This is a genomic window from Caballeronia sp. ATUFL_F2_KS9A, from assembly GCF_023630765.1.
Taxonomy (GTDB): Bacteria; Pseudomonadota; Gammaproteobacteria; order Burkholderiales; family Burkholderiaceae; genus Caballeronia; species Caballeronia zhejiangensis.
Genome location: NZ_JALQEK010000039.1, coordinates 1 through 12362 on the forward strand (window position 1 = coordinate 1; position 12362 = coordinate 12362).

9 protein-coding genes and 1 pseudogene are annotated in these 12362 nt (G+C 65.4%); 3 read left to right on the forward strand and 7 right to left on the reverse strand.

Annotation, left to right across the window (positions count from 1 at the left end; genetic code table 11):
* Window positions 1-315: 315 nt before the first annotated feature.
* The 4 genes from NCS67_RS25055 to NCS67_RS25070 are packed head-to-tail and all read right to left on the reverse strand — an operon-like array spanning window position 316 to window position 5029.
* Window positions 316-1695, reverse strand: a complete 1380-nt coding sequence (locus tag NCS67_RS25055) for a CoA transferase (protein ID WP_008347437.1) — start codon at window positions 1693-1695, stop codon at window positions 316-318.
* Window positions 1696-1743: 48 nt separating this feature from the next.
* Window positions 1744-2745: a 4-hydroxythreonine-4-phosphate dehydrogenase PdxA gene (gene pdxA / locus NCS67_RS25060; RefSeq protein ID WP_008347439.1), complete on the reverse strand. Its 1002-nt coding sequence runs from the start codon at window positions 2743-2745 to the stop codon at window positions 1744-1746.
* 35 nt (window positions 2746-2780) lie between these two features.
* Window positions 2781-4034, reverse strand: coding sequence for a four-carbon acid sugar kinase family protein (locus NCS67_RS25065; RefSeq protein WP_250437078.1), 1254 nt, complete (start codon window positions 4032-4034; stop codon window positions 2781-2783).
* A complete protein-coding gene (locus NCS67_RS25070; RefSeq protein WP_008347443.1) occupies window positions 4031-5029 on the reverse strand; it encodes a 2-keto-3-deoxygluconate permease in 999 nt (332 codons plus the stop codon). Before NCS67_RS25070 ends, NCS67_RS25065 begins: the two co-directional genes overlap by 4 nt.
* A 263-nt stretch (window positions 5030-5292) precedes the next feature.
* Here NCS67_RS25070 and NCS67_RS25075 point away from each other — a divergent pair, with 263 nt between their 5' ends.
* Window positions 5293-6072 carry a DeoR/GlpR family DNA-binding transcription regulator gene (locus tag NCS67_RS25075; RefSeq protein ID WP_250437079.1) on the forward strand — a complete coding sequence of 260 codons (780 nt, stop codon included), beginning with the start codon at window positions 5293-5295 and terminating at the stop codon, window positions 6070-6072.
* Here the strand turns inward: NCS67_RS25075 and NCS67_RS25080 are convergent.
* The 3 genes and pseudogenes from NCS67_RS25080 to NCS67_RS25090 form a co-directional block, all read right to left on the reverse strand.
* Window positions 6053-6250, reverse strand: a pseudogene (locus NCS67_RS25080) (thiolase C-terminal domain-containing protein); the annotation flags it as partial. The gene NCS67_RS25075 and the pseudogene NCS67_RS25080 overlap by 20 nt on opposite strands.
* A gap of 205 nt (window positions 6251-6455) precedes the next feature.
* Window positions 6456-8951 (reverse strand): hybrid sensor histidine kinase/response regulator, encoded by a 2496-nt coding sequence (locus NCS67_RS25085; RefSeq protein ID WP_008347449.1) that lies wholly within the window; start codon window positions 8949-8951, stop codon window positions 6456-6458.
* A 437-nt stretch (window positions 8952-9388) separates the two neighbouring features.
* Window positions 9389-10726, reverse strand: coding sequence for an aminotransferase-like domain-containing protein (locus tag NCS67_RS25090; RefSeq protein WP_250437080.1), 1338 nt, complete (start codon window positions 10724-10726; stop codon window positions 9389-9391).
* 99 nt (window positions 10727-10825) lie between these two features.
* Here NCS67_RS25090 and NCS67_RS25095 point away from each other — a divergent pair, with 99 nt between their 5' ends.
* Both NCS67_RS25095 and NCS67_RS25100 read left to right on the forward strand, forming a co-directional pair.
* Window positions 10826-11440, forward strand: a complete 615-nt coding sequence (locus NCS67_RS25095) for a DJ-1/PfpI family protein (RefSeq protein WP_250437081.1) — start codon at window positions 10826-10828, stop codon at window positions 11438-11440.
* Window positions 11441-11637: 197 nt separating this feature from the next.
* Window positions 11638-12333, forward strand: a complete 696-nt coding sequence (locus NCS67_RS25100; protein ID WP_239295565.1) for a GntR family transcriptional regulator — start codon at window positions 11638-11640, stop codon at window positions 12331-12333.
* Window positions 12334-12362 lie beyond the last annotated feature (29 nt).

Below are 12362 nucleotides of genomic sequence, written 5' to 3' on the forward strand. Positions count from 1 at the left end.
ATCGCCTTGACGGAGATGATCGAGAGGCCATCGCTCGGCGGTGCGCCTCGCACCTTGAGATAGTAGTTCTGCCTGCCCGTGATCCAGCGCGCGAGGGCGGTGGATCGCTTTGATTGTGCTTCCATTGCGTGATCCGTGCGAAATCGGGGATGTCAGGCGGAATGCCTGACGATCGGCCGAGAGTTGACACTGACCACGACTTTTAGATGGACATCACAGTGAGCGCAAGGAGACTTATCTGAATAAAAGTAAGGACTCCGTCGACCAAGCGGTCCATCGACCTTCGTTACTCGTTCGACTGCGCAAGCCCACCCCTCACCACCGCGCCTGCGCCGTCCCCGGCGGCGCCGATTCCCTCGCATACCCCGCCGGCGTCCGCGCAAGTTGCGCGCTCGGCCGCACCGCCATCAACGCACCGAATCCCGATTCATACCGCTCCATATACGGCGCGAGATCCGGCTTTGCGATAGCGAACCCGCCGTCCACACGCCCGAGCCCGCGCAACCAATGTCCCGTCTGCGCGAGCGAAACCTCCACATGCCAGCTTCCGCCCTCACGCTGCTGCTTCCACAGCGCCGCCGCCGCGCCGAACGCCATCAAAAATCCGCTCGCCATGTCGAGCATCTGCATCGGCAAGACGCGCGGCTTGCTCTCGCCGGCTGCTTCTCCCTCCGCCGCGTTGAAGCCCATCGCGGTCTGCACGAGCGAATCGAAACCGCGTCGCGCGGCCCACGGTCCCTCGGCGCCATACGCGCTCAACGACGTATAAACGATGCCCGGCCGATGCCGCGCCACTTCATCCGGCCCGAATCCCAGCGACGCGATCCCGCCCGGCCGATACCCCTGCGCGAACACATGCGCGTCATCGATGAGATGCCAGAGCGTCTCGCGATCCGAAGGCGACCGAAGATCGAGCAGCGCCGATCGTTTTCCGCGGCTCGTATCCGCGATAGCCGGAATATTCGGCAGATGCGGTCCGTTCACGAGCATCACGTCCGCGCCGAACGCGGCGAGCGCGCGCCCGCCGACCGGCCCCGCGAGAATGCGCGTGAAATCGAGCACGCGCAGGCCATCGAGCGGACGCGCATCCGCCGATAAAGAAGGCAACGCAAGCGCGGGCGCATCGCCGATACGCGTGATCGTCATCAACGGCTGCGCGGCGATAGCCTGGCCCTGCGGCGTCGCATCCCATTCGTCGAACGTCCGCAGCATCGTCACGACGAGACCGCGCTCCGCCGCCGCGTTCTCGTAGTCGCCCGCGCGCCACGAAAGCAGCGCGCGTTCGGCGTCCTCACGCGTCGCGGTGCGCGGATCGAGCCCGAGCAGAAGCAGCGCGCCATCCTGATGATGTTCGAAGTTCGCATGAATCCGCACGTAGCCATCGGCGCATCGATAGAGACCGGAGAAGCGTCCCCATGTCTCCGGCTCCTTGCCGTCCACCGTGAACGCGCCGGTGCATTCGACCGCCGCGTGCGTCATGTCGACGGACACGCGCTGCCGCTCCACGCCGCGCGCGAAACCAAGCTCGCACGCCGCGAGCGCCGCCGCGCCGATGGTCGCCTGCGCCGCCGTGCCGACAGCGAAACTGGAAGGGAAAACCGGATCGCGACCCGGAAGGTCGATGAAAGAAAGCGCATCGTCGGGCAAGCCGGCGATGCGCCATAGGCTGCGCAGCGTATCGAGAGAGGAAGTCATGTCGGGCGCTCCTGAGTCGATGGAGCGCCCATTATCACGCCATATGCGTCATTGACGCCGCGTCGCCAGCTCCGCGCCCTGACGCAGCGCTTCGAGCATGCTGCCTTCATCGGCGATGCCCTTGCCCGCGATATCGAACGCCGTGCCGTGATCGACCGACGTGCGGATCACATCCAGACCGACGGTCACGTTCACGCCCGCTTCGAGACCGAGCACCTTCACCGGACCGTGACCCTGATCGTGATACATCGCGACGACGAGATCGAAGTCGCCACGCCCCGCGCGATAGAACAGCGTATCGGCGGGCAGCGGGCCGGTCACATCGAGGCCGCGTTCCTGCAAGAGCTTCACCGCGGGAATGATCTTTTCCTCTTCCTCGCCGTAACCGAACAGACCGTTCTCGCCCGCATGCGGATTGATCCCGCACACGCCGATGCGCGGCTTCGCGATGCCCGCCTTCACGAGCGTCGCGTTGCCGCGCTCGATCGTGCGTTGCACGAGACCCGGCTCGATCTTGCGGATCGCATCGATGATGCCGATATGCGTCGTCACGTGAATCACGCGCAATTGCGGCGCGACGAGCATCATCGACACTTCTTCCACGCCCGTCAGATGCGCGAGCATTTCCGTATGGCCCGGAAACTTGTGGCCGCCCGCGTGCAGCGCTTCCTTGTTGAGCGGCGCGGTGCAGATCGCGTCGATCTGATTCGCCTGCGCCAGTTCCACGGCGCGCGCGATGTACTGGTAAGCCGCATCGCCCGCAACGGCCGACAGTTCGCCGAAGGGCAGGTCGTCGGGGATGAGACCGAGGTCGATGCAGTCGATCACGCCCGGCTCGTAGCGCGCTTCGGTCGCGTCCTTGATGCGCCGCACCGTCGCTTTGCCGCCGACGATTTCGTTGGCGCGTTCGAGACGCCGCGCATCGCCGATCACGAGCGGACGGCACTGCTTGTAGACCGCGTCGTGCGCGAGGCTCTTGACGACGACTTCCGGTCCGACGCCGCTTGCGTCGCCCATCGTGATGCCGATTACGGGGAGATAGTTGCTCATGATTTTCGTCTGGTGATGTCTGTTTTCAACGCGCTTCAACGCGCGATGGGAATATCCGCGCCGCGCAAATGCAGGTACGCGCCGAGCAGCGCGTGCTCGCTGCCGAACGCGCCGGCCTTGGTGACGACCGACGGCCCTTTGCCGTTCGATGGCCGTCCGAGCGCGACGCCCGCTTCGATTTCGCGCACGAGTTCGAGGCTGCCGACGTTCGCGGCGGCGAGCATCGCGCGCGCCGTTTCGCCGCCGGTCGCGATCAGCCCGCCGAGCGCATCGAAATGCGGCGCGACGAGCGCGGCGAGCGCGTTCGACAAGCGGGCGCCCTCGGCGGGATCGAACGCGTCGTCGCGGCCGATTCGCACGATCGCGTCTTCCTTGCCGCGCACCGCGTCGCCGATGCGCGCGCTCCACGTCTGCCATTGCGGATGACGCGCGCCGTCGCGCAACACGGCGGGCGGCACGATCATTTCGCACACGCCGGCTTCGGCGCACAGCAGCGCGCATTGGCGTTCGGAGATGGCCGACAGGCTGCCGACGAGCGCGAGAATCGGGCCTTGCGCCGGCTCGATAATGCTCGCCGACTGCGTGGAAGCGTCGGTATCGAAGAGATCGGGCAGCGCGGCGAGTTCGCGGGCGAGTCCGCCGGAGCCGACCCAAAAGAACGGCTCATCGACGGAAGCGCTCACGCGTGCGAGCGATGCGAGATCGTCGCTGGTTTCGGCATCGACGATGATCGCGTCGATGCCATTGCCCGACGCCGCCGCCGACGCGATCATCAGCGCGACTTCCTGCGGCGCGGCGCGGAACGCATCGAGCGGAACATGCGCGGCGCGCAGGCCGACCGCGTCCAGCAACTCGCGCAAGTCGGCATGCTGCCCGGCGTGTTCGAGCTGCCACGTTTCCGTGTCTTCGAGCGGCACGCCGCGCACGAACACGCGCGCATCGCGCACCGTGCGGCCCGTCGCGGGAAACGCGGGCGTGACGATCGCCGGACCGGCGACGCGCGTCAGCGCCGCGACTTCGGCGGCCCAGTTGCCGCGCAACGTCGAATCGATCTTCTTGTAGAGACGCCGGCCCGGCGCGCGCAACGCGTGCCACGCGTCGGCCGTGCGCTTCGCGGCGTCGGCGGGCGCGAGGCGGCGCGTGTCGGTGTCGGCGGCGACGACGGTCGCGTTCGCGTCCGATGCGCCCGCGTCGAGCGACACGACCGTCTTGCGGCCCGCCGCCGCGAACGCGATCGCGCAATCGGCCGCGCCCGACAGATCGTCGGCGACGATCAGCAAACTCTTCATTGCGTGGCCCCCCGAGCCTTCGCGGACGAACCCGCATCGCGCCGAGCGTTCACGCGTTTCGCGATGGATGCGGTCAATATCGGCGACACGATCGCCGTCACGACGACACACGCCGCGACGAGCAGCGTCGCCGACTTGGCCGCTTCGTTGTAGACCGGATTCGCCGCCGCGATCAGCGCCGGAACGGCCGCCGCGTTGCCCGCGGTGTTCGCTGCCGCCGCGCCCGCCACGCCCGTGCCGCCCGTCAGACGATCCGCGAAATAGAGCGGAATGCCCGTCACGATGACGACCGCGAAACCCAGTCCGATGCCGAGCAAACCGGCTTGCCAGACCTTGTGCAGATCGAGGCTCGCGCCGAGCGCCAGCGCGAAGAACGGAATCATCACCGGGACGGCGCGGCCGAGAAACTCGCGCATCTCGCGATCGAGATTGCCGAGCAGCATGCCGACCGCGAGCGGCAGAATGCTGCCGACGAGCGTCGGCCACGGAAACGCGGACAAACCGGCGACGCCGAGCGTGACCATCGTCAGGAACGGGCCGGATTCGAGCGACATGATCGTGTACGCGCCCACGTCTTCCGAGCGGCCGTACTGGCCCATCAGCGCCATGTAGAGGCCGCCGTTGGTGTCGTTCATCGCGGCGACGACGGCGAGCGTCGAAATGCCCGCGAACAGTCCCGATGAAATCGGCTGCTCGCCCAGGAAATGCCCGAGCACGATGCCCGCGATGATTGCCGTGCCGACTTTCGTCACGAACAGCGCGCCGCCTTTCTTCAGCAGATAAGGCGTCGCCTTCACGTCGATGCTGGCGCCCATGCATACGTAGAACACCGCGAGAATCGGCAGCGCGCCGGTGAAGAGCGCGTTCGTGAACGAGCCGAAGAACTTCGGCATGCCCGGCATGAACGTCGCGATCAGCGAGCCGATGAGCAACGGGACGATCATCATCCCGCCAGGAACGCGCTCGACGGCGCGCTTGATGTGAAGTTGAGCCATGAAGTCTCCTGAGTGGTCTTTGTCCGATTCGATCATCGATTGATCGAATCGATCAAATCGCAGTGTAGTCCTCCCGTTTGTTTTGCGCAATTTGGTCGTTCTAGGCGTTTACTCTGATCGATGTCGATCATTCCGACTGCTCGAATGACCAAATCGATCAAAATATCGGCCGTGCGCTCGACACGAACCGCGAGCATTCGACGGACCCGGCCGGTTCGCTACACTGTGCGTCGCCGCCAGAACCGTCAAAAGAAAGGAACAGGATGAAAGTCGAGAAACGCCGCGAAGCCATGTTGAAGGCCGTGCTCTCCGGCATGAACGATGTCGCCGCGCTGTGCGAGCACTTCGGCATGTCGGAGGCGACGGTGCGCCGCGACCTGCGCGCGCTCGCCGACGAACGACGCATCGTGCGCACGTATGGCGGCGCGGCGTCGGTCGGGATGCACGAGCCGGAAGAATCGCTCGATACGCGGCGCGAGAGCTATCGCGAGCAGAAGGAAGCGATCGCGCGCGCGGCGGCGCGTCACGTTCAGGACGGCGACACGATCTTTCTCGACGGCGGCACGACGACCGCCGCGCTCGCGCGCTGCCTCGCCGGGCGCACCGAGATTCACGTCGTGACGAACAATCTGCTGGCGGTGAACACGCTCGCGGCGGCGGATGTGCGCGTGACGCTGATCGGCGGCGACGTGCGGCCATCGAGCATGAGCACGCTCGGACCGATCGCGCAGGTGGCGCTCACGCGCGTCACGTTCGACAAGGCGTTTCTCGGCGCGGATGGTGTCGTCGCGGGCCGCGGGCTGTGCGAGGCGACGGCGGAGCAGGCGTTTCTGAAGGAATGCATCGCGGGCCAGGCGGCGGGCGTGTTCGTGCTCGTCACGTCGAACAAGCTGGAGCGCGCGAATCAGCAGCACTGGACGCCGCTGGAACGCCACTGGACGCTCGTCACCGATACATGGGCCGAAGCGCCGGTGCTCGCGCGCTTCGAAGAGCGGGGGAATGTGACGGTGGAGACGGCGCAGGTTACGTCGAAAGAATCGTGACCAGCGCGACGGCGGAATCGCCTGCGAGCTGACCGCCGTTATGCTCGGCGAGCGCGACTTTCGCGTCTGGCCGTTGCCGCGCGCCCGCCCGGCCGCGCAACTGCTGCGTCAACTCGACGATCTGCGCGAGCCCGGTCGCGCCGACCGGATGACCGCGCGAAAGCAATCCGCCGTTCGGCCGAAAGCGACGGCGGCGAGGGCAATCGCGGGCGCCGCGCCGGCCATGCGCGTCGACGAATTTCTCGACGACAGCGATTTCCTCGCCGACGTGCTCTCGTCCGCGCGCGATGCGAACGGCAGGTTCTGGCCTGTGCTGAAGCAGCCATATCCGCTGACGAAAACGCCCGCGCGCGTGCGCGCCGTGCCGGGCGCGCCGCAACGCGTCAGACGCGCCCCGCCAGCGCCAGCACGCGCTCCAGCTCCGGAAGATCTACCGGCTTGACGAGATGCGCGTCGAAACCGGCGGCGCGCGTGCGGGCCATGTCCTCGTCGGAGCCGAGGCCCGTCATCGCCGCGACGATGACGTGCTTGCCATCGTCACGCATGCGGCGGATCACGTCGAAACCCGTCAGGCCGGGCATCGACAGATCGAGCAGCACGACCTGCGGCCGCGCCGCTTCGAACGATTCGAGCGCGTGCGACCCGTCGTAGGCGGCGCGCGCGTTGTGGCCGAGCATGTCGACGAGCAGCGTCATGCTGTCGGCGGAATCGCGATTGTCGTCGACGACGAGCACATCGAGCTGACGTCCCGCCGTAGCGGCCGGCGTGCCGCTCGCAGGCGTGCCGCGCGCGGGCGGCTCGGCGAGCGGCAGCCACAGCGAGAACGCGCTGCCTCGCCCGGCGCCGCCGCTTTTCGCCTCGACGTGGCCGCCGTGCAGTTCCGCGATGGCGCGCACGAGCGTGAGGCCGATGCCGAGCCCGCCTTCGTCGGCATGCGCGCCCGGCGGATGCTCCTGCACGAACAGATCGAACACCGTGCCGAGCGCTTCGGGCGAGATGCCGCGGCCTTCGTCGATGACGCGCACCAGCACCGTGCCCCCGCGCGGGCCGACTTCGAGCGTGATGGTCGAGCCGTGCGGGCTGAATTTCGACGCGTTGTTGAGCAGATTGTTGAGCGCCTGCACGAGCCGCGTCGGATCGCCGTTGACGAAAAGCGGCTGGCCGCTGTCCTGAATGTCGATGCGCTGTCCGCGCTCGTCGAACGATGGCTGGCTCGCCTCGACGCTCAGGTGCACGACATCCGCGATATCGACGATGTCCGTCGAAAGACGGATCTTGCCCGAGCTGACGCGCCCCGCTTCGAGCAGATCGTCGACGAGCTTCGTCAGATGCGCGAGCTGGCGGTCGACGATCTGACGGCTGCGGATCACGTCGGCGTCGTCGGACGATTTCAGCTTGAGGATGCTGACCGCGTTGCGGATCGGCGCGAGCGGATTGCGCAACTCGTGGCCGAGCAGCGCGAGGAACTCGTTCATGCGCCGGCTCGACGCTTCGAGTTCTTCGAGACGCCGCCGCGCGGTCATGTCGCGCGTGATCTTGACGAAGCCTTGCGCGCCGCCGTTCTTGTTGGGCAGCGCGCTCAGCATGACGTGCGCCCAGAACTCGGTGCCGTCCTTGCGAACGTGCCAGTCCTCGTGTTCGACGCGGCCGCGCTTCGCGGCGAGCGCGAGATCGTCGGTCGGACGGTCGCGCCCGTGTTCGTCCGAGGTGTAGAAAAGCGCGAAATGCCGGCCGATCGCTTCGGCCGCCGTGAAGCCGTAGATCTCGCGCGCGCCTTCGTTCCACGAGCGCACGTAGCCGTTCTGGTCGAGCATGCAGATCGCGTAGTCGCTCACCGAATCGATGAGCAGGCGCAGCCGTTCGTTCGCCTCGTTCGCGACGTGCCGGTCGGTGATGTCGTGCACGAAGCACGCGAACTGGCGCTGGCCTTCGTACCAGACTTCGCTGATCGTCAGCTCGGCGGCGAACTCGGTGCCGTCGCGGCGCAGCGCGGGCAACTCGACGCGCGTGTTGATGATGCGCGCCTCGCCCGTCGCGAGATAGCGCGTGAGGCCCGTGCGGTGTGCGTCGCGAAAGCGTTCCGGCACGATGAACGACGCGAGTTCCCGGCCCGCGACTTCGCGATGTTTCCAGCCGAAAAGCACGCTCGCGGCCTCGTTCCATTCGACGACCATGCCGGCTTCGTCCATCGATACGAATGCGACGTGCGCGTTATCGAGCACGGTCTGACGGCGGCGCAGGGCGTCGGCGAGCTTCTTCTCGTATTCGATGCGCAGCGACGACTCGACGGAGAGATCCGCGGCGACGCTGGCTTTCTCCCGCAGCAGCGCGCGATTTTCCTGCGCGATCTCCTCGCGCGCGATGGTTTCCGCGATGCACGCGCAAAACGCATCGAGGATGCTGATGTCCGAATGTCCGAAATAGTCGACTTCACCGGAGATGAGCTTCAGCACGGCGACCGAGCGGCCTTCGTAGACGACGGGCGCGACGACCATCGACACGGCGCCGACGGCTTTGCACGCCGCGCGGTCGACGCGATGATCCGTCGCCGAATTGCGGCAGATGAGCGCTTGCTGGCGCGTGATGCAAAGCCCGGACAGACTGCCGGCCGTGGGCAGCCGCACGCCGATGTGCGCCGCCGCCTTGCCGCTTGCCGCGCGGTAGTGGAGCGTGTCGCCCTCGATCCATTCCACGACGGCGGACGCGACGCCCGCGACTTCTCTCAGCGTGTCAGTGACTTTCTGCAGATAAGCGTTAAGCGGGAGCCGCGAATGGGCGAGGCTGGCGAACGTGGCGAACCATCGCTGGAAATGCGCCTGACGCGTATGTTCCGCCTTGATTTTCTTTTCCGGTGTCGACGCCTCGTATTGAGTCCGCATAGGGTATTTCCAATCGATGGATTCGCGATCTTCGAGTCGCGGAGATATCGGGTTTTTTGCGACGGATTAATCGCTCAATTGGAACACAAATACGGCCGCAATCGTTTGCTGTTCGAGAAGATTTTTAGAGGCTTGGGCCGCCGATGAAGCGCGTCGGGGCGGCATGCCGGGGATTATTGACTGGATCGTAAGCCGTTATGGGCATAAGTACGACAAATGACCAGTTGCGCATTCGCGGATTTATTGCGTGAGTATTAATTCCGTGCCGATGGGCGGATGGCGGTAAATTCGGCTTGCTTTCTTTCGCGCGTTCGGATTTGCGATGCGGGAAAGGACCCCTCGCGGCGGATGGTTTATTTCGTTATCCGGAAAATGCGGTTCGCCGAATTGGTTTATTGGGCGATTATTACGCTATTGCTTTTGCGGTTGCTTCAGATTCAATACGCATACCTCGCCACGACTTCCGCGACGCGCCCCAACGCGTCGCCCAACGTCGCCACATCCACCGATCCCAGCGCCAGCCGCAGCGCATGCGGCACCTGCGCCGCCGTGCAAAACGGCTCGGCCGTCGATACCGAAATCCGCTCTTCCATCAGCGCCGCCGCGATGCGATCCGCGCGCACTTCCTCGGGCATCGGCAGCCACAGAAAGTACGACGCCGGATGCGTCACGCGCTTCAAACGCCCCAACGCACGCGCCGCGATGAGTTGGCGCATCGACGCATCCGCGCGCTTTTCCGCTTCGAGTCTCTCGACCGTGCCGTCCGCGAGCCAGCCGCACGCGATGGCCGTCATGACGCCCGGCGTGTTCCACGTCGTCACGCGGACGGCGCGTTCGATCTTCGGCACCCATTCGGATGGCGCGACGACATAGCCGACACGCAGTCCCGTCGCCACGTTCTTCGAAAAGCCCGATACGTACACCGTCAGTTCCGGCGCGATCGCGGCGAGCGGCGGCGGCGCGTCATCGGCGAGAAAGGCATAGGCCGCATCCTCGATGATGAAAAAGCCATGCCTGCGCGCAAGCGCTGCCAGTTGCCTGCGCCGCGTCGCCGTCATCACCCAGCCGAGCGGATTGTGCAGCGTCGGCATCGTGTAGACCGCGCGCACGCGGCGCCGCTTGCACAACGCCTCGAGCGCGTCGGGATCGGGGCCCGTGCCCGATGCGCGTATCGGCGCGAGTTCGATCCGGTGCGCGTCGGCGAGCAGCTTGAAGCCGGGATAGGTCAGCGTATCGACCGCGACCACATCGCCGGGTTTCAAGAGCGCCATGACCGTCGTGGCGAGGCCGTGCTGCGCGCCATCGACGAGCATCACGCGATCCGCGCTCACATCGAGACCACGGCGCGCGAGATGACGCGCGACCGTCGCCCGATCGCGTGCGCGTCCGCCATGCGGCTGATAGCGCAACAGCGCTTCCAGATCGCCCGCCGATGACAACTGCCGCAACGCACTGCGCAACAGTTCCGCCTGGCCGGCGAGCGCGGGGTAGTTGAAGTTGAGGTCGACCATGTCCGCGGCGATCGCGACCTGATCGATGCCGAGCGCTCGCGAAAGCGTCGTTTCCTTCACGAACGTACCGCGTCCCGTTTCGCCGCTGACGAGTCCCATCGCGTTCAGTTCGGCATACACGCGCGTCGCGGTCACGATGCCGAGCCGCTCGCGCGCGGCCAGCTCGCGATGCGTCGGCAGACGCGTGCCGGGCTTGAGGCGGCCGGAACGAATGTCATCGACGAACCTGTCGACGATCTGCTTGTAGCGCGGTGGTTTCGGCATGAGCGCCCATTTCCGATGTAACCATGACAATTGTTTGATTGTATTCGTCTCGCGCCGTAGCATGCACTCATGCGTTCCATGCGATGAAAGGAGAACAACATGCATATCGCCATTCTCACGTTCGACGGCTTCAACGAACTCGACTCACTGATCGCGCTCGGCATTCTCAATCGCGTGAAAAAGCCTGGCTGGAAGGTGTCGATTGCATGTCCGTCGAATGAAGCGCGTTCGATGAACGGCGTCGTGCTCAAAGCGCAAGCCACGCTCGAAGACGCCGCGCAGGCCGATGCCGTGATCGTCGGCAGCGGCATGCTCACGCGCGAAGTCGTCGCGGATCAATCGCTGATGGCGCGCATCAGGCTCGATCCCGCGCGTCAGTTGCTGGCGGCGCAATGCTCGGGCACGCTCGTCCTCGCGAAGCTCGGACTTCTTCGGGACGTCCCCGCCTGCACCGATCTGACGACCAAGCCGTGGGTCGAGGAAGCGGGCGTGCGCACGCTCGATCAGCCGTTCGTCGCAAACGGCAATGTCGCGACGGCGGGTGGGTGCCTCGCATCGCAATATCTCGCGGCGTGGGTGATCGCGCGGGTCGAAGGCGTCGCAGCGGCGCGCAGTGCAATGCATTACGTCGCGCCCGTCGGCGAGAAGGAAGACTACGTCGAGCGCGCGATGAAAAACATCGCGCCTTACATCGACGTCGCCGCGCTCGCCTGAGTGGCGAAAATCGTGCACCGCAAAGCCCGTCGCATTGCGAACGACGGGCTTTTTCATGCTGCACGTGCGCAAAGAAAGCCGCTCGTATAAAGCAGTAAACGCTTCGGGAAAGTCCCTACGGAAACATCAGACGTCTGATGTATATTTCATGGACTGTCATCCGAGAGAGCCTCATGCGACTGAGCGTCGAGCGATCGATGAGCGACAAGATCCAGGAGTCGCTCCTCACCATGATCCGCGAGCGCAAGCTCAAGCCCGGCGACCAGATTCCCACTGAAATAGAGCTTTGCGAGCTGCTCGGCGTCGGACGGTCGAGCTTGCGCGAAGCGGTTGCGCAGATGATCTCGCATGGCTTGCTGTCGCGTCAGCAAGGCAAGGGCACCTTCATCAGACAAATTTCGCTGAAGCTGCACGGCGGACTCGATGATCTGATGTCGGTGACGGACATGATTCGCAGCGTGGGCGCAGTGCCATCGACGAGTCGCATCCACACGGACACAGTCGCCGCATCGGAAAGTCTCGCGGAAAAGCTCGCGATCAGGCCCGGCGATCCATGCGTGCGAATCGAGCGCGTGCGGCGCGCGGACGACGCCATCGCCGCGTATTGCATCGACACGATCCCGAAGCGCGTGTTCGATGCGGCCGAAGGCGATCTGGGCGAATCGCTTTTCGGCATGTTCGAGCGCACGGGACGGCGGCTGTCGCATACACATACGTCGATACAGCCGACCATTCTCACGCCGCGCGATCTGCCCGAACTGGGCGACGGTTTCGGTCTGTTTCTGCTGCTGGACGAAGTGGATTTCGATCAGAGCGGCGAGCCGCTTTGCTATAGCAACGACTACTACAACACGAGCATCTTCAAGTTCGATCTGGTGCGCAAGCGTCGCTGACTGGGATGCGCGCACGGGCAACATCGGAG

Coding starts and splice junctions, on each gene's coding strand:
- NCS67_RS25055 (WP_008347437.1), bottom strand. CDS start 1,695: ATGACTTCCTCTCTCGATACGCTGCGCAGCCTATGGCGCATCGCCGGC.
- pdxA (WP_008347439.1), bottom strand. CDS start 2,745: ATGAGCAACTATCTCCCCGTAATCGGCATCACGATGGGCGACGCAAGC.
- NCS67_RS25065 (WP_250437078.1), bottom strand. CDS start 4,034: ATGAAGAGTTTGCTGATCGTCGCCGACGATCTGTCGGGCGCGGCCGAT.
- NCS67_RS25070 (WP_008347443.1), bottom strand. CDS start 5,029: ATGGCTCAACTTCACATCAAGCGCGCCGTCGAGCGCGTTCCTGGCGGG.
- NCS67_RS25075 (WP_250437079.1), top strand. CDS start 5,293: ATGAAAGTCGAGAAACGCCGCGAAGCCATGTTGAAGGCCGTGCTCTCC.
- NCS67_RS25085 (WP_008347449.1), bottom strand. CDS start 8,951: ATGCGGACTCAATACGAGGCGTCGACACCGGAAAAGAAAATCAAGGCG.
- NCS67_RS25090 (WP_250437080.1), bottom strand. CDS start 10,726: ATGCCGAAACCACCGCGCTACAAGCAGATCGTCGACAGGTTCGTCGAT.
- NCS67_RS25095 (WP_250437081.1), top strand. CDS start 10,826: ATGCATATCGCCATTCTCACGTTCGACGGCTTCAACGAACTCGACTCA.
- NCS67_RS25100 (WP_239295565.1), top strand. CDS start 11,638: ATGAGCGACAAGATCCAGGAGTCGCTCCTCACCATGATCCGCGAGCGC.